The organism is Pontibacter kalidii, assembly GCF_026278245.1.
GTDB lineage: Bacteria > Bacteroidota > Bacteroidia > Cytophagales > Hymenobacteraceae > Pontibacter > Pontibacter kalidii.
This window is the reverse complement of the sequence record NZ_CP111079.1, coordinates 4,207,299-4,225,679: the sequence shown is the minus strand read 5'-3', so window position 1 is coordinate 4,225,679 and position 18,381 is coordinate 4,207,299. Positions and strand designations below refer to the sequence as shown.

The window sequence follows — 18,381 nt, the reverse complement described above, 5'->3', positions numbered from 1 at the left end:
TGTTCTTGATTAGGATGACTTTGTAATTAGTCCAAGTATAAAGTTACGGCAAAATCATCAGAATACCTTAAACCATACTTGCTAGCCCATGTTCGAAGACCTGCTGAGTCTGCTGTTCCCGCAAACCTGCTACGCCTGCAGGGGCGCCCTGGCGCGTGGCGAGGAGTACATCTGCACCGACTGCAGCGTGAAATTGACTTACACAGATTTCCATGTGCACGGGGCCACCGAGCTGAACCCACTGCAGCGCAGGTTCTGGGGCAAGGTGCCGGTGCGGTTTGCTTTCTCCTATTTATACTTTATGCCGAAGGGACGGGTACAGCGGTTGTTGCATCAGTTAAAGTATAAAGGCGCCAAAGAACTGGGCGAGCACCTGGGGCAGCGCTACGGTTCCCTCCTCTCCGATTACCACTACAGCAGCCATTTCGATGTGATCGTGCCCGTGCCGCTGCACACGTATAAACTGCGCCGCCGGGGCTACAACCAGGCCGAAAGCTTCGCCAGGGGGCTTTCCCAAAGTATGAAGCTGCCCTACAGCGGAAAGGCCATACGCCGTAACACCCCCACCAGCACCCAAACCCGCAAGAGCCGCCTCGACCGCTGGCAGAACGTGGAGCAGGTGTTTGAGGTGGCAAGGCCGGAAGAGGTGCAGGGCAGACACATCCTGCTGGTAGACGATGTGCTGACCACGGGTGCCACCTTGGAGGCCTGTGCCCGCGCTTTGCTGGCAGCCGGAGCCGCAGAGGTAAGTATAGCCACCATTGCGGCGGCATAGGTAAGGTTGATACTTTATGACGGCACGGCCCTGCCCCTCCTGCAGAAGATTTTCGCCATGCCCCTGCTTTTTTCCGTAGTCAGATTAACTGCTCTTGCGGCCGGTTTGGCGGCAGGCAGAAAATTTAAGGAGCAGAGAAACTAAGAAGATAAGCTATGAAGAATAATAACGAGGCAAAGGATATCAAAGGACCGGATGTTGTGCTGATCGGGGCAGGGATCATGAGTGCCACGCTGGGCATGCTGCTGAAGGAGCTGAACCCGGATCTGAAGATAGAGGTGCTGGAAAGGCTGGACGTGGCTGCCGCCGAAAGCTCGGATGCCTGGAACAACGCCGGTACCGGCCACTCCGCCTTCTGCGAACTTAACTACACTCCCGAAAGACCCGACGGCTCCATCGATACCTCCAAGGCCGTTCGCATTGCCGAGTCGTTCGAGATATCGAAGCAGTTCTGGGCCTACCTCATCAAGAACAGAATCATTGAGCTGCCTACCTCCTTTATCCGCAACATACCGCACATCAGCTTTGTGTGGGGCAGGGATAATGTGAATTTCCTGCGGAAGCGTTACGAGGCGATGGTGCAGTGCCACCTGTTCAAGGACATGGTTTATTCTGAAGACCACCGCGACCTGAAGGAATGGATACCCCTGGTGATGGAAGGCCGAGACAGCCAAGAGCCTGTGGCAGCCACACGTATGGATTTGGGAACGGACGTGAACTTCGGTGCCCTCACGCAGAGTATGTTCAAGCACTTGCAGGAGGAGAACAATGTGATCATGCACTTTACCCACGAAGTGCGGAAGCTGCGGCAGGTGGAGGACGGTCGCTGGCGCATCACGGTGAAGAACCTAAAGAACGGCGAGAAACGCAAGATTTACTCCCGCTACGTGTTTATCGGTGCCGGCGGTGGGGCGTTGCCGCTGCTGGAAAAATCGGACATACCCGAGGGCAAGGGCTACGGCGGTTTCCCGGTAAGCGGACAGTGGCTCAGGTGCACGAATCGCGACGTCATAGAGCGGCACGAGGCCAAAGTATACGGCAAGGCTGCCGTTGGCTCGCCGCCCATGTCAGTACCGCACCTGGACACGCGCTATATCAACGGCAAACGCGAGTTGCTGTTCGGCCCTTACGCGGGCTTCTCTACCAAATTCCTGAAGAAAGGTTCCTTTATGGATCTGCCCAAATCGATCAAGGCCGGTAACCTGCGGCCCATGCTGTCGGCCGGTTTGCGGAACATGGCGTTGACCCGCTACCTGATTGACCAGGTACGGCAAACGCCGGATGAGCGGGTGGAGGCCCTGAAGGACTACTTTCCGAATGCCAGGCCAGAGGACTGGGAACTGGCCGTGGCCGGCCAGCGGGTGCAGATCATAAAGAAAGACCCCGACAAGGGAGGCGTGCTGGAGTTTGGTACCGAGGTGGTGAGTGGTGCCAACTGTACGTTGGCTGCATTGCTTGGGGCCTCGCCCGGTGCCTCCACGGCGGTATCTATTATGCTGGGGCTACTGGAGCGCTGCTTTATGCACCGCATTAACACCGAGGAGTGGCAGGAAAAACTGAAAGAGATGATTCCTTCCTACGGACAATCCCTGAGTAGCGACCCGGCCTTGCTGGACCAGGTGAGAAACTATACCAGCGAGGTGCTGGGGCTGGTGCCGGCGGTGGAGAAGAAATAGAAAGAACAAACTGTATACATAGCATCGCGGCAGGAGATTCTGGAATGGATGCCCCTGCCGCGATGTTTTGTGTTGAGGTATACTTAACTGCTCGTCTGCTCGCGGTGCACGTCTGAGAGAGACGGCTCGGCATACTCTATTTCCCCATCGGCCTCCAAATCGTCCAGCAGCTCTTTTACTACGGCGTAGTTGATGGTCAGGGGCACCTCCAGCACAAAGAAATCCGCGTTTACCTCCACCGACACACAGCCAAGTTGCGCAAACTTTTTCCGGATATCGAGCAGCGGCGTGTCTTCGTTCTGGCGGATAACCTGTATGGTGGAGTTGCCCGAAGGCGTTACCGTTTCCTGGAAGAGGAGCCCCTCCTCCATCGAGTCATACTTGGCGCGCACGATATCATCGGTGGCGATAAGCGGCACATAGTAGGGGATGCTGTCGATTTTATAAAGGCCCTGATCGGCGTCCACCTCCTGTGCCCAGAGCGTCTCTACCATCTCGCGGTCAAAAACTTCGCTGTAGAAACGGAAAATGATCTTGTGGGCTTGCTTGTTCTCGCTCATGAAAAAAGTATAAAAGTAAAAAGCCCGAAGCGTGAGCCCGGGCTTTTCATATGAAAGTGATGTCTGTCTTACTTGTTAGAGCCAGCGTTGATCATGGCGCAACGGAAGCCGATAGTGGCTGTGGATGAATCCTGCGCCATGAAGCGGCGGGTACCCGGAGACAGCCAGTAAGCTACGTCTTTCCAGGAACCTCCTTTGTAAACACGTACCTCGTCGCTTACCAGGGAATGAAAACCTTCGCTGGAGTCGTAGTTAGTAGACTCGTCCAGGAAGCCATCACGACGGAACGGGTTCAGGTCTTCCACATCCTGGAAGGAAAGCGGACGATACACATCCTGCACCCACTCGTTCACATTACCGGCCATGTTGTAGAGGCCGAAATCGTTTGGAGGGTAAGCATAAATGTAGTCGGTGATCATGGCGCCGTCGTTCAGTGAGCCAGCGATACCAGCATAGTCACCACGGCCACGCTTAAAGTTAGCCAGGAACTTACCCATCTGCTTGCCATACGGGTTACGCACCTGGTGGCCGTCCCATGGGTACATGCGGCGGTTGTTCTGGTTTTCGTCTTCGGTATATTGCGTACCGATCATTGCCTGGGCAGCGTACTCCCACTCGGCCTCTGTTGGGAGGCGGTAGTTCGGCAGCACATAGCCCGACTCGATCGATGGTCTCTCGCCTTCTGCCGACTCGTCGCCACCACGACGACCAAATAAGCCTCTTCTGCCGCCGCCGTTAGCCTGCTGGGCAAGAATGTTATTTACCTTGTTGGTGCGCCAAACAGTAAAGTCGTTGGCCTGCAGCCAGCTTACGCCTACCACCGGGAAGAAGCGGAAGCCTGGGTAGCGCAGGTAATACGTTACGTAAGGGTCGTTGAAAGACAGTTGCTGAGACCACACGGTGGTATCAGGCAGGGCCGCCGCGTAAACTTCCGGCAGCGAATCGCGCTTCAAATCGTGCAGGTACTCCAGCCAGTGGATGTTGGCCACCTCTGTTTCGTCCATATAAAAAGAGGCCACAGTCACGGTACGCTCCACGTTGTCGCGGGTCATGGCGATGTCCTCTTCCATAGAGCCAAGCACGGTACGGCCACCCTCAATAAAGATCAGGCCCGGGCCCTGCGGGAACTCAGCGTAGTCGGCAACATCAAAAGCATCTTCATCTTCGCCGTACTCAGCACCAGTGGCAGAGCTGTAAGCACCTGGGTTTGTGCTGGTTGGCTGGCCGCCCTTAGAGCAGGCCGTCAACAGGAACCCTCCCAAAACCGCAGCCGATAAATACTTGATTAACTTCATAAAATAGTACCTAATTAAGATAAGGTTCTTGTAACGTAGATTAATGTGCAATTATAAATAATATTAGAATGCCGGACAAACAATGCTTCTGTTAATTTTACTCTTTAAGCGGCTTCTAAACAAATTGTTAATGTCGGCACGTTCAAAAACAAGCGAAACTTCGTTGGTGCCGCCCACTTCCCTGCTCATTCCCCGCAGGCCCACATCGTGGCTAAAGCCAACTCTGAACTGCTTCAGTTGGAGCCCTGCAATTACGGACAAGGATTGGTCCTGGTTAGTTCCACCAACAACGGGTACTCCTTTATATATTATCCCTAACGAAACAGGAGTGTATTTAGTGTACAGGCCTACATCTAATCTTTTAGAACTTTGCTGATGTATAAACGTGGCCGCCGGCGTAAAGCTCAGTTCGAACAGTTGCCCCTGGTCCTCGTAAGAGCGGGCGTAGAATTTGTACCCGGCCACGGCCGTGAAGCGCAGCGGCAACTCAGTTTCCCGTCCCAGCTCATAAGTTGGCTGGTTGAGGTGGGCCACCGTTAGCCCCACCCATGCCTGCTCAGCATATAGCAGCCCCCCTACTGTAAAGTCAATGTAAGTGTTTGGGTTGAATTCGATTACCTCCGCCGATCTTACCGCCACCATGCCGTTGTCAGAGAGTTGATCCCCGAAAACCAGGTTGTCGTAATCCAGGCTGAGGCGGGCTATACTTGCCTGCAGCCCCGCCGACATGGCCCAGCTGTCACTGATGTTGGTGTGGTAGGCATAGCCCAGCCCGGCCTGCAGTTTCTTAAGGCCGCCCACGCCGGCACGGTCCTGTTGCAGAAAAAGGCCGATTGCACTTTTCGAATCGGGGATGCGCAGGTCGGCGGCAAGCGAGTTGGTGATAAAGGAGCCGTTGAGTGAAGGCCATTGCTTGCGGTGCGAGAGCCCTACGCTCCAACTGTGGCCGAGGCCGGCAAAGGCGGGGTTCAGGTACAGGCGGTTGGCATACTGCTGCGTGTGCTGCACATCCTGGGCCACGGCAAGAGTGGCGCACAGGCAGGCCATGCACAGCAGCAATATCTTTTTTAAACCTGAACCCATACTTCGCAATTTAATCTGAAAGCTACTGTTTAATTGGTGGTGTGCGCGCCTGCCGCAAATCCAAAGTATAAAGTAGCACGATTTTAGCTATAATTTCTATAGCTTAGCTTTTACATCCGTAATACACCAAAACTACTATAACTCATGAAAAAAGTAGCCATTGGCTTTTTTATCTTTCTGGCCCTGCTGCTTGTTGCTGCGGTGCTGGTGCCTGTTATTTTCAAGGATAAGATTAAACTCGCCCTCGACCAGCAAATCTCCGAAAGTATAAATGCACAAGTCCTTTACGAGACCGATGACGTGAGCCTGTCGCTGCTGCGCGATTTCCCGAATCTCTCGCTGGGCGTGGAGAACCTCACCGTGGTAGGCGTAGACTCCTTCGCCACCGATACCCTGGCCCGCATCCCCTCCTTCCAGATGGGCCTGAACCTGCTGAGCGCCTTTGGTGATGAACTGAAGGTGAACTCCATTACCCTGGAAGAGCCCGTGATACGCCTGCTGGTGCTCAAGAGCGGCAAAGCCAACTGGGACATCATGAAGGAAGATACGACGGCTGCCGCAGAAACAGATACCACTGCCTCGGACTTTAACATGGCCATAAAAGGCTGGCAAGTGAACAACGGCACCATCTACTACGACGACCTGAGCATTCCGTTTGGCTTTGCGGCCTACAACGTGCAGCACAGCGGCAGCGGTGATTTCGAGAAAGACGTGTTCGATATGAAGTCAAACACCACGGCAGAGCGCTTTGTGATGACCTATGACGGCACCAACTACCTGGAGAACGCCCGCCTGGACGCCGACGTGACCATGGCCATGGACCTGAACCAGTCGCTGTATACGTTCAAGGACAACAACATCCGCATAAACGAGTTTCCGTTCAAGTTCGATGGCACTATTCTGATGCCTGACGAGGCCATAGACTTTGACCTGACCTTCAGCGCGACCGGAACTGACTTCCGCAACGTGCTGTCGGTGGTGCCGGGCATGTATACGGAGGAGTTTGAGAACATCAAAACAGAGGGCAAGCTGAGCTTCGACGGTTACTTCAAGGGCCGCATGATCGATACGCTGATGCCGGGTTATGGCGTGGACCTGAAGGTGATGGAAGGCTTCTTTAAGTACCCGGACCTGCCGGAGGCCGCCCGCAACATTAACGTGGACATGAGCGTGGCCAGCGAGGATGGCACGCCGCAGAACACCAACATCAACATACGCCAGTTTCACATGGACCTGGGTAAAAACCCGATTGACGCCCGCGTAGTGATAAACGGCCTGGAGACGATGCAGGTGGACGGCAACGTGAAGGCGAACGTAGACCTGGCTGAGCTGACCAAAGTATATCCGGTGGAGGGTATGACGCTGCGCGGCCTGCTGAAAGTGGATGCTGATGCCAAGGGTACCTACTCCGAAACTAGCATGCCGGTGATAGACGCCGATCTGAACCTGACCAATGGCTATATCAAATCCAAAGACTTCCCGGCGCCGATCCAGAACCTGAACATGGTGACCAACGTGCGCAACACCACCGGCAATACTGACGACACCCGCATCAACATAGAGCGCTTTAACATGAGCCTGGACGGGGAGCCGCTGGAGGGTCGTATGTTGATTACAGGCATAGACAAACCCGCTTTTGACGGTCGCATCAAGGGTATACTGGATCTGACGAAACTAACGAAGATCTTCCCGCAGGAAGGTATGACGGTGGCAGGTCGCATCAACGCGGATGTAACGGCCAAAGGAAAGCTGAGCGATATCGAGGCCGAGAAGTATAACAACGTGACGGCAAACGGAACCATGGCCATCCATAACCTGAGCTATGTGAGTACCGATATGCCGCAGGGCATCAAGATCGCCAAGGCCAATGCTACCTTTAACAACGAGCGTGTGAACCTGCAGAACATGAGCGGGCACCTGGGCAAGAGCGATTTCCAGGCAAGTGGCACGGTGTCGAACTACATCGGCTATGCCCTGGCCGATGATCAGCCGCTGCGCGGAAGCTTTAACCTGAACTCTAACGTCTTTGATGTGAATGAGTGGATGGTGGATGATGAGGGTGCGCCTGCAGATGAGTCTACTGAGGGCGTGGTGGAAGTGCCGGCCAACCTGGACCTGGCGCTGAACATAGACGCCAAGCAGGTGCTGTATTCTAACCTGAAACTGAGTAACGTGAATGGACAGGTGCAGGTGAAAGACCAGGTAGCGAAGCTGAATAAAGTGACTTTTAACACCTTGGGCGGCACCTTTGCCACCAGCGGAAGCTACAGCACGCAGAACCTGCAGAAGCCCCTGTTCGACATGAAACTCGATATCCAGAACCTGGGCTTTAAGGAAGCTTTCAACTCCTTTAACACAGTACAAGCCTTTGCGCCGATCGCAGCACTGCTGGATGGGAAGTTTAGCACCAACTTTGCTTTTGCCGGAGAACTTGGCCAGGATATGGTGCCGGTTTTCCAGACGCTGGATGGCAAAGGCGTGATAAAGGTGCTGCGTGCCGCCGTGCGTGATGTGCCGGTAGTGGAGAAGATCAGCAACCTGACAAACCTGCAGGAGCTGCAAAGCTTTGTGATTGAGAACAAGATGATTGATGCGCAGATTGTGGATGGCAAGCTGGTCGTGAAGCCTTTTAACCTCAGCATCGGCGACATCAACATGTCGGTGGGGGGCAGCACAGCCGCAAGCGGCAACATGGACTTCACCACCGCCCTGAACGTGCCAACCGGGAAAGTGGGGCAGCAACTCGGCTCCAGGCTTGCGGGCATACTAGGCGAGAATCAGAACCTGGTGAACACGGAGCGCGTGACGCTGAACCTGAGCGTGGGCGGCACCTTTAAGGACCCTAAAGTAGCGCTGGCCGGTGGTTCTGTAAAAGAGAAAGCCGCCGATGTGGTAGAGAGTGTAGTGCAGGAGAAGCTGAACGTGGTGAAGCAACAGGCCGATGCGCGCAAGCAGCAACTGCAGGATAGCGTAAACGCCGAGGTAGACCGCAGAAAGCAGGAACTGGAGCGCAAAGCGCAGGAGGAACTACAGAAGAAGCGGCAGGAGGCGGAGCAGCAGATACAGAAGCAGGCTACCGATAAGGTAGGTGGTTTCCTGAAGCAGATCACCAAGCCGAAGACGACCACACCGCCCGATACAACGAAGAATCAGCAGTAATTTTTTAAAGTATAGAATCGCTGGAGAACCAGCGGATTAGCATAAATCCAGCAGAAGAAGATGCTTCTGCTGGATTTTATTTTTTAAGCACTATATATTAGAGTGCAACTTTCCGCCGTTATGGTGTGTAAAAGGAGCTTTCCGGAAAGCATAATGCTTAAACCAATGCAATTCTAAACGATGAAAAAAAGATTTTTTCTCCCTTTACTGCTGAGCGGGCTGATAGGATTCAGCTCATGCGATAGCGACAATGATGGAAACGGCACAGGCCGCATGGAAGTACGCATGACCGATGCGCCTGGCGATTATGACGAGGTGAATGTCGAGATCAAGTCGGTGCAGATACACAGGGAAGACGGTGATGGCGAGGATGGCTGGATAACGTTGGATAAGATCCATCCGGGCGTTTACAACCTGCTGGACTTTGCGAATGGCAAGGATACGCTGCTGGCCAGCGCAGAACTGCCGGTGGGGCATATCTCTCAGCTCAGGCTTGTGCTGGGCGATAATAACTCGGTGAAGCTGAAGAACGGGGATGTGATCGACCTGAAAACCCCAAGCGGCCAGACATCCGGCGTTAAACTGAAGATCGATGCTCATCTGGAGGACGACGTGACCTACATGGTGCTGCTCGACTTCGACGCAGCCCGGTCGGTAGTGCCAAAGGGCAACGGCGGCTATAACCTGAAGCCAGTGATTCGCACCATTACCCAGGCGATTGCCGGCGGTATTAAAGGTTCGGTTACGCCAGCAGAGTATAAGCCGGGTATTTACGTTATCTCAGCAGAGAATGACACGATCGGTGGTTTTGCCAGCGACAATGGCGATTTCCTGATCAAAGGCGTTCCGGCAGGTACTTACCGCGTTGAGTTCATCACGGAGTATGGCCAGCACAATAAAACCATAGAAAACGTAAGCGTATCGCAGAACCAGATCAAAGACCTGGGCGTGGTAATGCTGCCGCAGGAGTAATCTTTTTGACACAAAGGATTCTTTGACAAAAGACAAAGGACTTTGATCCTTTAGAACTTTAAATCTGCCACAAAAACAAAAGAGGGCGCTTCTCCATGAAGCGCCCTCTTTTGTTTTTGGTCTTTTGTCCTTTGTCAAAAGCCTAATACACTTGGCCCATCAGCTCGCGCACGTAGGTTACGTAGTCGGTGTTGGGCGGGGTGTGGCCGTTTTTGCGCAGGTCGGTGGCCACCTGGGCGCGGTGGTAGGTGGCGTGGTTAAAGGCGTGCGTCAGGATGTCAAGGACGCGGGTGCTATACTTTTGGCCCAGGCTGTTGGTATAGTCGATCAGGCGGTTAAACTCGGCTTCATCTGAACTAGCTACCAACTCAGCAATTTTATAAGAAGCATACTCGTGCAGCTTCTTCAGCTCCTCCAGCGTGTGCTCCTGCCATACTTTAACAGGGCTCTCGGTGCCGGTGATGCGGGCGATCCAGATAGCCTGTGCGTTGAGGGCGTGGCTGAACAGGCGGGCTGCATTGGCTGGTACTTCGGGCAGGCTGCTGAATACATCGAGCATGGTTTTGTTTGCCCAGATATTATACTCCGATAGGTTTTTTAGTACGTCGTTTCCGGTCATGGTTATTAGCTTTCTCGTTTATCTTCCCAAATTATAGTTTCATCCTGGCGCTGATCAAAAAAATGAGCAGCGGCCTGTAAGCAGGCATACTTCCTGCCCCAGGCAAGTATAACGGCACATGCTGGCAGGCGCTCCTCGCCTATTACCCTTTCAGCTATTAGGTTGCCAGCAACCCAATAGCCGTGCCTTACAAGTGCTCTGCGCCGACTTGGCCTGGTTAAGCAGGCAATTTAAGCAATTTTTTGAATGTCGCGACATTGAAAGAAGGCGCAAAGCGGCGGTTTATACGTACGGATGCATCACTAAAAGTATACTTTGGCAAAAGCCAGCAGGTAGGGCAGGAAGATGATGGTGCCGATAAGGGCTGCTGTGAAGGCTGCCACCAGCACGGCACCAGCGGCCAGATCCTTTGCCCGGCCTGCCAACTGGTTAAAATCCGGCGACACGAGGTTCACCACCGTCTCAATGGCGGTGTTGATGATCTCCGCCGTTACCACCAGCCCTATACTTCCCACCAGCAGGCACCATTCCGTTTTAGACACACCAAAGGCAAAGCCCAGGGCCAGCACCGCGAAGGCCGACAGCACGTGCAGGCGCATGTGTGGCTCCGATCTTACGGCAGCGTTAATCCCCCTGAAGGCGAACCGGAAGCTGTTGTAGCGTTTTTTGAGATAGGCGCGCAAGTATGAAAGGGTTTATGGCGAAGTATAAATTCAGAAGCTTGTACGGTTTATACTTTAGAGAGTATGCAGTAGTCCGCTTTCACGGCTGCCGTTGCTCCGGACCAAAGGTAATAGAATTGGCGTTAACGCAATAGCGCACCTTAGTTGGCGTGCGGGCATCCTCGAACAGGTGGCCCAGGTGCTGCCCGCACCGCTGGCAGAGCAACTGTATGCGTTGCCGGCCATAGGTATCGAGGGGGCGATGCCGCACATGCTCCCCTACCTGCGCCCAAAAACTAGGGAAACCGGAACCGACTTCGAACTTCTTACTGGCCTCAAAAAGTATGAGCCCGCAGGCAGCGCAAGTATACACTCCGCTGTCCTGGGCATGTGGGCTCGGGTCTATTTTCTGATTGCGAACAAATTTCATTTCAGGACCGGGCAGGCAAATTTGTCATCCCCCATCCTCTGGAAGGTGGTAGGGGATGATCTATTAAGAGGAAAGTCTAGCAATTACTTTTCCAGGTCCTCCACCGGCACAAACTTCATGGAGAGGGAGTTTACGCAGTGGCGGATGTTCTTTGGAGTCAGGTACTCCCCCTCGAACACGTGGCCCAGGTGCGCATCGCAGTTGGCGCATACAATCTCAGTGCGGTGGCCATCGGCATCCGGCACACGCTTTACGGCCCCGGTTATCTCGTCATCAAAGCTCGGCCAGCCACAGCTCGACTCAAACTTATACTCCGAGGTATAAAGCGGCGCGTTGCAACGGCGACACAAGTACACGCCTTCTGCCTTATGGGTATAGTACTCGCCGGTTCCCGGGTACTCGGTTCCTTTGTTCACGATAATGCGTGCTTCTTCCGGGGTAAGCTTGTTATACTCTGATGGGTCTTTCGCTATCTTCATAGGGTTATACTTTGTGATAAGGTAATTTATACTTGTGTAAACAAACAACGCGCCGCAAGGTTTGGGTCGGTCTTTGGGCTTGCTTATACTTTATACCTCAAGGTTGCGATTAACCCACCACTGAGAGCTGCGCTCGCTAGCTCAAAACTCGCGTTTTGGCTAGTCCAGAGGAGGGGAATTTTGCAAAAGAGTAGGTGATTCCCCTCCTCGGAGGGGTTAGGGGTGGGTTTACACCTGCACATCATGAGTAGATCGCAACTTGGGTTTTATACTTTGCCTACGCCCCCTGCCCCACATGCTGCGATAAACCGCCATCCATAAAGTAGCTCGAGCCGGTGACGTAGTCAGCGTCTGGGGAGGCCAGGAACAAAGCCACCTTGGCGATCTCTTCGGGCTTGCCGGCGCGCCTCATGGGGATGTTCTGCTCGCTCTCTTTACGGGCTTCTTTATCATCTATGGCCTTCTGGTTCATCGGTGTCAGGATCATGCCGGGGCAAATGTTGTTTACGTTGATACCGTCCTCGGCCAGTTCCAGCGCCAGGGTGCGGGTAAGGTTGCGCACAGCGGCCTTGGAGGCGCAGTAGTCTGCCGTGCCCGCCGAGACAATCTCCTCATGCACCGAGGATACGTTGATGATCTTGCCCTTGCCGCCCTCCTGTTTGCGGTGCCGGATAAAGGCACGGGAGCAGAAGAAGGTGCCGTAGAGGTTGGTGCGGATGGTGCGGTCGAAAACCTCGGTGTCCATGTCGGCCACGTGGATGCCGGAGCCATTCACGGCAGCGTTGTTTACGAGTATGTCTATACTCCCGAACTCCTGCAGGGCTTGCCTAAACAGCTGCTCCACGCGCTGCTCATCGCTGATATCGACCTGAAGAACAAGGCCTTTCCTGTTCTGCTTTTCAACTTCCTGTAGTGTTTCCTCAGCGCCTTTTTTATCGGAGTGGTAGCAGATAACTACGTCTGCGCCTTCTCTGGCGAACTCTATGGCTGTTGCCCTGCCTATGCCTGAGTCCGAGCCTGTGATCAAGGCAACCTTGCTTTTAAGTCTGTCCATAAGCCTTTGTTGGGTAGAGTGGTCACCTCCTGTAAAAACCAGAAGGCTTTAGGTACACATACTGCCTGTACGGCTTATTGGTTTGAAACAGGAGGCAAGAGCAGGGTGCTTTTCTGAAATTATAATTACCAAATAATATTTTGGTGTTTAAGAAGAACAAGAGTAGGGGGAGCCTCGTTTTATAGTACAAGCAATAAATCAATATAGATAAGTTGATGGATGAGACGGGCAGTCGGGCGACTGCCTGAGAGGGATGAACCTTTATATTATTTATTCATATCTAAAGTTAAATGCTATGAGTTCTTACACTTCCTTTTTTAACAATTTATTTGGCTTCAAGGATCAACCTTCAGGAGCCAAAGAACCACGACAGGTAGTAGTTACCTCTTCTTCACAGCCAGAGGTTCTGCAGAAAGTGATGCGGGAAGAACACTTATCTCATGGGGAGACAGTGATGGCAAACTTATCCCCTGTGCGCCTCGAGAAAAGCCGGGGTAAAATGGTGCTGTATTTCTGCCCGATGAAGTCTATGGAGGTGCTCGATAAACTCTCTGCCGGTGACGGAGGAGGCATCCCCGGCCAGGTTACGGTAGAAGGCCTGTCTATACCCAGGGAGCTGAAGGAAGGGCTGTATACGCTTAAGAACGTGACAGTGACCTCCAATGGTACCATGCAGGTAAGAGCGACAGATAAAACTGAATGGAAGGCAACCTATTCCGACCTTTACAGCTGGTAAGTCTATCAGATTGAGGACCAGAAAGTAGTATATAACACAGGAAGAGCCTGCTTAGAACGATTTAAAAATAACTAACTAAATAAAAAAGCAGCCCCGAGCGGGGCTGCTTTTCCTGCTATGCGGTGAAATGGCTCTAACTACCACTCAAGCTGTAAAGGGTAATCGCTGCATCTGGCCTCCACTACCCTAAAGCTGCCATATTGTTTTTTCAGAGAAGCTGTACGGTCCGGGTTAACGGGGATGGTTTGCTTCTCTTTTCGGTTCGTTTCAATTTCCAGCGCCTCGCCCAGCGGTATCATTCTGTCTGCGGAGGCAAGCTTAAACATGGTGCCGGGTTTCATGCCTTTTGCTGAGAAAATCTGTTTGCCCGACGCACCTTCTTTGGCGGTAATGGTCACGTTGGCTGGTTGGCTGCCTGTGTACTCCAGCCACAGCGTATGGACACCGTTGTAACGCGCCTCATCGTAGCGCCCCTGGCCTTCCACACAAAGCTGCAGACGCGCAATAGCGCCTGAGCCAACATTTTGGCGCTCGGCACCGAACGTCACCACTGCTTTCACTACACCGGGAATGTTGTCAAAGGAAACAAAGATGGATTCATTCTTGCCCACTACCGGTATCTCCTTCTGTTCCAGCAGTTGCCCGGAAGCGCTGTAGAGCTCCACCTTAGAGCCCGCGTCTTCTTCCGCGATATCGGTAAACAGCATGGTTTTCATCGTAACGGAGCCTACCGGCGAGAAATCCAGCGTCACGCGCCCGCCTGCCCGGTTGGCCTTGGTGCCCGTTTCGTCCGGCACGGTCAGGATTCCGCCAAACATGCCCAGCATCTGCCTGTCAAATGGGTTGGTGAGGTCTGTAGCCGGGTCGTACGGGTCGAGCAGTAACCCCTCGGTCTCCTCCAGGTACTTGCCGTTGTGCCCTCTTCGCTGGGCCTTTACGGTCATCATGGCACGATCCTCTTCTATCATGTTCACGTGGCGCGGAAGCTCTCCGGAGCCGAACGTCTGCACCAGGTTACAGGTGGTAGGGTTGTAGCCCACGAGCTCAGCTTCCTGCGATACCTTCATGGGCTCTACTAACTCCTGCTCATCGTCGCGGTCACAGGCAAATAGAAAAACAGATGCTATAGCAACTGCGATCATTTTTGTACTAATTGTTTTCATATAGTGTTTATTAAGAGGTAAAGTGAAATCTTTCTTCCGGCCAAACTATTGGTATATTACTTATAAGACAAGGTTGTTGTGTCCAAGCAATAATAGTATTGTGGCTCATAAAATGTGCTGCTATAATCAATTTAGCCGCTTATGGCAGTGTAATTGACAGGGAATTGTTTATAATCGGAATTATGAAATTAGATAGGTGGATGCTGTTGGTTTGTAGGTACGTAGGATACTTTTTATAAGTTTAAAATTTGCACTAAAAATAAATATATTTCAAAATTCGAGTGAAATGGCCCTGGAAGCGCACTTCCAGAGTCGGGCAGGAAAGAGTAGAAAACAAGAAAGCAGCCCCTGCCGGAGCTGCTTTCTTGTTTTCTCTCCAAGTATAAAGGCTCCCTCGTTGCTTAAAGGACTAAGCTTTATACTTTGCAGGCCTTACGATGAAGAGCCGGGGTAGGCTTTGGCTCTACCTGGTAGCAGGCGCCAAGGCCTGCACTGATGGCAGTTAAGGATTCCCATACATATTTGACTCGCCCCCGTCGATGGCGATGGTTTGGCCATTCACATAGGAAGCAGCCTCACTCAACAGGAAGGCCACCACCCTGGCCACCTCTTCCGGCAGGCCCAGGCGCCTTGTGGGGTTTCGTTGGGCGTATTCGCTTTCTGCAGCTTTGGGGTCATCCGGGTTAACTTCTCTAAAGGCCTCGGCCACCATGGGGGTAAGTATGGCTCCCGGCGCAATGGCATTGGTTATGATGCCATCCTTGCCGTATTCCAGGGCGGCGTTTTTTGTCATGCCGGAAACGGCGTGTTTGCTTGCCACGTAGGCCACCTGGTTCAGCACACCCCGTATGCCGCCCACAGAGGCCACATTCACAATGCGTCCATACTTCTGCTTTTGCATGACCGGAATCACATAGCGCATGCCGTAGTAAACACCCATCAGGTTAATGTCGATCACCTTTCTAAAAACCTTGATGTCATACTCGGTCATAGGTGCCTGGCGGCCCTCGATCCCGGCGTTGTTATACAGCCCGTCGATGCGGCCAAATGCCTTTTCCGTTTCAGAAACATACCTTTTGACGTCTTCCTCGCTTGATGCGTCGCCCACAACAGTGATGATCTTTGCAGCCGGAAACGCTTGGGTTAGGTCTTTGGCTGCATCAGAAAGCTCGGCTTCATTGAAATCCATCAATGTAAGATTTGCCCCCTGACCTGCCAACTCTTTCGCCGCCGCCAGCCCCAGGCCCATGGCAGCCCCCGTGATAATGATGGATTTTTGATCAAATGCGCTCATAATATATTATTTAGGGTAGAACTCAAGATTACAGGAGGCTCGTAACATGGTATAACCTGCCTTTCAAAGGCTCGGTGTGGAAGCCCCGGCAAAAGTTAGGAGGGTGATGGGGAGAGGGTGAGCCCGGAGGTATAAAAACTACTTGGTTATACGAGGGAGGCCGAATTTGCGGTAAAGCCAACAGCAGTTGTGCCTTAAGGGAGTAGCGGAATGCAAGTATAAAATGAGCGCCGGGATGACTGTAAACTACTATAAAACAGAAAAGGGAGTACGAGCTACAAGCTCGCACCGGCTGGTTACTACAAGTATAGCTTTTGGCTTCTTCTCCTTACTTCCACCTCGTTGCTACCCAGTTTTTCTGCTGTTCAGGAGTAAGGAACGTCCAGGCAACGATGCGGCTTATTTTGTTGCCTTGGCCCATCGGAATGGTTTTTATCTCTGACGCACCGGCTGCTTTTATAGCATACAGCACACTTTTCAGGTTCGATTCTTTAGAGAGCAGGGTTGTAAACCAAAAGCAGGAAGTGGCGAATTGCTTACTCTCTGAAACCATGTTTTCTACGAACTTCCGCTCCCCTCCTTGGCACCACAGTTCTGCATTTTGTCCGCCAAAGTTTAAGGTTGGTTTCGTAATGCGCTTTTGCTGCAGGTTTTTCAGCTTACGCATGGTGCCTGCCTGGGCTTCTGCCAGGGAACTGTGGAAAGGCGGGTTGCAAATGGTCAGGTCAAAGCATTCGGCTTTCCGGATGATACCGTGGAAGATATGTTTGGAATCAGGCTGCAGCCGTAGCTCCACATTGCCCTGCAAAGATGGGTTTGCCTGAACGATGTTGTTTGAGGAATGGATGGAAACAGGGTCGATGTCTGCCCCAATAAACGACCAGCCATACTCCTTGTTCCCAATGATGGGGTAAATGCAGCTGGCGCCTACCCCAACGTCGAGGCACTTGATCTTCTTTCCTGTCGGGATTTTCCCTTGGTTGGTGGCGCCTAACAGATCAGCCACATGATGTATGTAATCTGCCCGTCCGGGTATGGGTGGGGTTAAGTAGTTGTTCGGAATGTCCCAGTGCTTAATACCATAAAAATGCGCCAGAAGGGCTTTGTTCAGCGCTTTTACCGCCTTCGGGTCGAAGAAATCCACAGACTCGTCCTGGTATTCGTTCAGCTTTACAAACGGCTTTAAATCGGGGCAACTCGCAACCAACTGTTCGAAATTGTAGCGCTCCCGGTGTTTACTGCGTGGGTGTAAAGCGGATTTTACTTTTGGATGTACTTTCTTTTTGGGAAGCATTATACTTCTTGTATTGAATTGGTAATACGTAAAATTTGAGAAGATTTTGATAAAGCCATAGTTAATTCAGCTATTTATCCCGCAAGTTTGAGCGCAGCGGTAATGTGTGGGGAAGTATGGCAGCGGGTTTGTAACTGGCGAAAGTATAGTTGCGATAATCGCCAGTTACAAACTGGCCTCAAAGTAAAACCACAAGTTGTGCTGTCGCTAAACTTGCGGGATGGGAGCAACATACTTAAATTGAGAATTGCACCTATAGGTACTCTCCTTGATGATCTGGTCTAGATATTTAATATATGCACGGTTAAATGGAAGTGAAGTTCGAGCCATATTTACTTTTTCTGCAAAATCAAGAATACTTAATAGCTTAGCTCTAAACTCTAAAGTGAACTTTGGATCTACTTGTAGTAGGGCTAAGTATGTCCAATCTTGGAACTCTTTAAATAAAGGAAAGTGAGACTCGATAATGTCAATTATATAAATTTTTGCATCCGATGAGCTAAGGAAATCTTTAGATAAACCAGACCACTTATCAGAATTGAGCAAATCCTCCTTCAATAAATATACTCTTCTCTCTACTTCATTAGCATGGCTTTTAGATTTAAGCTCAGTTGCTACTCTTAAATATGAATTATGGCTAGTGTAATTTCTTAAGCCTTGGATAAACTTGTGTTGTGGATTTTTATCGAAATAAGCTTCTGCACTTAATTTGAGATTATTAGCTACCTCTGGATTCAGAGCTATGTATTTTTTTAATTGACTTCTTGAATAGTCTACTGTTGCAAAAACACTAGTTAGGTAGTTAAAGAGTTGGCTTGTAATTATCCTTTGCTGCCTCCACCTATATTTAGAGTTTATCTCGTTCCAAACTTTCGATTGGTTCTCAGGTAAATTGTGGTAATTAACTGATTTGATAAGCTGATTGTAATTGTATTTAAGAATAGATACTACTTGCCGATTTGCTTTAAGGAACAGGTAGAATTTGTAGAATTCTCCATCCTTAAAGTTTTCTAGTTCCTTGAGATATGTGAAAGTGCCTTTACTTTTTACTTCCTTATAAAGGTCTATTATATTTTTATTTTCGTTTTCATCCATAGTACAATATAAACAAAAAAGCAGCCCCTGCCGGA

17 protein-coding genes are annotated in these 18,381 nt (G+C 51.5%); 5 read left to right on the top strand and 12 right to left on the bottom strand.

Annotated elements, in window-relative coordinates; translation table 11 throughout:
* Nucleotides 1–88 precede the first annotated feature (88 nt).
* Together OH144_RS17715 and OH144_RS17710 are read left to right on the top strand one after the other, a co-directional pair.
* Nucleotides 89–775: a ComF family protein gene (locus OH144_RS17715; protein WP_266203610.1), complete on the top strand. Its 687-nt coding sequence runs from the start codon at nt 89–91 to the stop codon at nt 773–775.
* Nucleotides 776–930: 155 nt separating this feature from the next.
* Nucleotides 931–2,451, top strand: coding sequence for a malate:quinone oxidoreductase (locus tag OH144_RS17710; RefSeq protein ID WP_266203609.1), 1,521 nt, complete (start codon nt 931–933; stop codon nt 2,449–2,451).
* Nucleotides 2,452–2,534: 83 nt separating this feature from the next.
* On the opposite strand, the gene OH144_RS17705 is transcribed toward OH144_RS17710, so the two are convergent.
* From OH144_RS17705 to OH144_RS17695, 3 genes are all read right to left on the bottom strand, one after another.
* Nucleotides 2,535–3,011, bottom strand: a complete 477-nt coding sequence (locus OH144_RS17705; protein ID WP_266203608.1) for a DUF4265 domain-containing protein — start codon at nt 3,009–3,011, stop codon at nt 2,535–2,537.
* A 68-nt stretch (nt 3,012–3,079) separates the two neighbouring features.
* A complete protein-coding gene (gldJ, locus tag OH144_RS17700) occupies nt 3,080–4,306 on the bottom strand; it encodes a gliding motility lipoprotein GldJ (RefSeq protein WP_266203607.1) in 1,227 nt (408 codons plus the stop codon).
* A 63-nt stretch (nt 4,307–4,369) separates the two neighbouring features.
* Nucleotides 4,370–5,389, bottom strand: coding sequence for a PorP/SprF family type IX secretion system membrane protein (locus OH144_RS17695; RefSeq protein WP_266203606.1), 1,020 nt, complete (start codon nt 5,387–5,389; stop codon nt 4,370–4,372).
* Between the two features lie 144 nt (nt 5,390–5,533).
* On the opposite strand from OH144_RS17695, the gene OH144_RS17690 reads away from it, so the two are divergent.
* Nucleotides 5,534–8,548 (top strand): AsmA family protein, encoded by a 3,015-nt coding sequence (locus OH144_RS17690; RefSeq protein WP_266203605.1) that lies wholly within the window; start codon nt 5,534–5,536, stop codon nt 8,546–8,548.
* Between the two features lie 180 nt (nt 8,549–8,728).
* Nucleotides 8,729–9,520: a DUF4382 domain-containing protein gene (locus OH144_RS17685; protein ID WP_266203604.1), complete on the top strand. Its 792-nt coding sequence runs from the start codon at nt 8,729–8,731 to the stop codon at nt 9,518–9,520.
* A 142-nt stretch (nt 9,521–9,662) separates the two neighbouring features.
* Here OH144_RS17685 and OH144_RS17680 read toward each other — a convergent pair whose 3' ends face one another.
* The 5 genes from OH144_RS17680 to OH144_RS17660 form a co-directional block, all read right to left on the bottom strand.
* On the bottom strand, nt 9,663–10,139 hold the full coding sequence (locus OH144_RS17680; protein ID WP_266203603.1) for a DinB family protein: 477 nt from the start codon (nt 10,137–10,139) through the stop codon (nt 9,663–9,665).
* 302 nt (nt 10,140–10,441) lie between these two features.
* Nucleotides 10,442–10,822: a diacylglycerol kinase gene (locus OH144_RS17675; RefSeq protein WP_266203602.1), complete on the bottom strand. Its 381-nt coding sequence runs from the start codon at nt 10,820–10,822 to the stop codon at nt 10,442–10,444.
* Nucleotides 10,823–10,901: 79 nt separating this feature from the next.
* Nucleotides 10,902–11,231: a peptide-methionine (R)-S-oxide reductase gene (locus OH144_RS17670; RefSeq protein WP_266203601.1), complete on the bottom strand. Its 330-nt coding sequence runs from the start codon at nt 11,229–11,231 to the stop codon at nt 10,902–10,904.
* A gap of 83 nt (nt 11,232–11,314) precedes the next feature.
* Nucleotides 11,315–11,710: a methionine-R-sulfoxide reductase gene (locus OH144_RS17665; RefSeq protein ID WP_266203600.1), complete on the bottom strand. Its 396-nt coding sequence runs from the start codon at nt 11,708–11,710 to the stop codon at nt 11,315–11,317.
* Between the two features lie 277 nt (nt 11,711–11,987).
* On the bottom strand, nt 11,988–12,764 hold the full coding sequence (locus OH144_RS17660) for an SDR family NAD(P)-dependent oxidoreductase (RefSeq protein WP_266203599.1): 777 nt from the start codon (nt 12,762–12,764) through the stop codon (nt 11,988–11,990).
* 454 nt (nt 12,765–13,218) lie between these two features.
* Between OH144_RS17660 and OH144_RS17655 the strand changes: the two genes are divergently transcribed.
* Nucleotides 13,219–13,500, top strand: a complete 282-nt coding sequence (locus OH144_RS17655) for a hypothetical protein (RefSeq protein WP_266203598.1) — start codon at nt 13,219–13,221, stop codon at nt 13,498–13,500.
* A gap of 137 nt (nt 13,501–13,637) precedes the next feature.
* On the opposite strand, the gene OH144_RS17650 is transcribed toward OH144_RS17655, so the two are convergent.
* The 4 genes from OH144_RS17650 to OH144_RS17635 all read right to left on the bottom strand — a co-directional run bounded on the left by OH144_RS17650 (nt 13,638) and on the right by OH144_RS17635 (nt 18,346).
* Nucleotides 13,638–14,663: a hypothetical protein gene (locus tag OH144_RS17650; protein ID WP_266203597.1), complete on the bottom strand. Its 1,026-nt coding sequence runs from the start codon at nt 14,661–14,663 to the stop codon at nt 13,638–13,640.
* 502 nt (nt 14,664–15,165) lie between these two features.
* Nucleotides 15,166–15,957 carry a glucose 1-dehydrogenase gene (locus tag OH144_RS17645; protein ID WP_266203596.1) on the bottom strand — a complete coding sequence of 264 codons (792 nt, stop codon included), beginning with the start codon at nt 15,955–15,957 and terminating at the stop codon, nt 15,166–15,168.
* A 328-nt stretch (nt 15,958–16,285) separates the two neighbouring features.
* A complete protein-coding gene (gene rlmF / locus OH144_RS17640; RefSeq protein ID WP_266203595.1) occupies nt 16,286–17,251 on the bottom strand; it encodes a 23S rRNA (adenine(1618)-N(6))-methyltransferase RlmF in 966 nt (321 codons plus the stop codon).
* A gap of 207 nt (nt 17,252–17,458) precedes the next feature.
* The gene (locus OH144_RS17635) at nt 17,459–18,346 is read right to left on the bottom strand and encodes a hypothetical protein (RefSeq protein ID WP_266203594.1); all 888 of its coding nucleotides are present in this window, start codon (nt 18,344–18,346) and stop codon (nt 17,459–17,461) included.
* Nucleotides 18,347–18,381: the final 35 nt, after the last annotated feature.

Coding starts and splice junctions, on each gene's coding strand:
- OH144_RS17715 (WP_266203610.1), top strand. CDS start 89: ATGTTCGAAGACCTGCTGAGTCTGCTGTTCCCGCAAACCTGCTACGCC.
- OH144_RS17710 (WP_266203609.1), top strand. CDS start 931: ATGAAGAATAATAACGAGGCAAAGGATATCAAAGGACCGGATGTTGTG.
- OH144_RS17705 (WP_266203608.1), bottom strand. CDS start 3,011: ATGAGCGAGAACAAGCAAGCCCACAAGATCATTTTCCGTTTCTACAGC.
- gldJ (WP_266203607.1), bottom strand. CDS start 4,306: ATGAAGTTAATCAAGTATTTATCGGCTGCGGTTTTGGGAGGGTTCCTG.
- OH144_RS17695 (WP_266203606.1), bottom strand. CDS start 5,389: ATGGGTTCAGGTTTAAAAAAGATATTGCTGCTGTGCATGGCCTGCCTG.
- OH144_RS17690 (WP_266203605.1), top strand. CDS start 5,534: ATGAAAAAAGTAGCCATTGGCTTTTTTATCTTTCTGGCCCTGCTGCTT.
- OH144_RS17685 (WP_266203604.1), top strand. CDS start 8,729: ATGAAAAAAAGATTTTTTCTCCCTTTACTGCTGAGCGGGCTGATAGGA.
- OH144_RS17680 (WP_266203603.1), bottom strand. CDS start 10,139: ATGACCGGAAACGACGTACTAAAAAACCTATCGGAGTATAATATCTGG.
- OH144_RS17670 (WP_266203601.1), bottom strand. CDS start 11,231: ATGAAATTTGTTCGCAATCAGAAAATAGACCCGAGCCCACATGCCCAG.
- OH144_RS17665 (WP_266203600.1), bottom strand. CDS start 11,710: ATGAAGATAGCGAAAGACCCATCAGAGTATAACAAGCTTACCCCGGAA.
- OH144_RS17660 (WP_266203599.1), bottom strand. CDS start 12,764: ATGGACAGACTTAAAAGCAAGGTTGCCTTGATCACAGGCTCGGACTCA.
- OH144_RS17655 (WP_266203598.1), top strand. CDS start 13,219: ATGGCAAACTTATCCCCTGTGCGCCTCGAGAAAAGCCGGGGTAAAATG.
- OH144_RS17650 (WP_266203597.1), bottom strand. CDS start 14,663: ATGAAAACAATTAGTACAAAAATGATCGCAGTTGCTATAGCATCTGTT.
- OH144_RS17645 (WP_266203596.1), bottom strand. CDS start 15,957: ATGAGCGCATTTGATCAAAAATCCATCATTATCACGGGGGCTGCCATG.
- rlmF (WP_266203595.1), bottom strand. CDS start 17,251: ATGCTTCCCAAAAAGAAAGTACATCCAAAAGTAAAATCCGCTTTACAC.
- OH144_RS17635 (WP_266203594.1), bottom strand. CDS start 18,346: ATGGATGAAAACGAAAATAAAAATATAATAGACCTTTATAAGGAAGTA.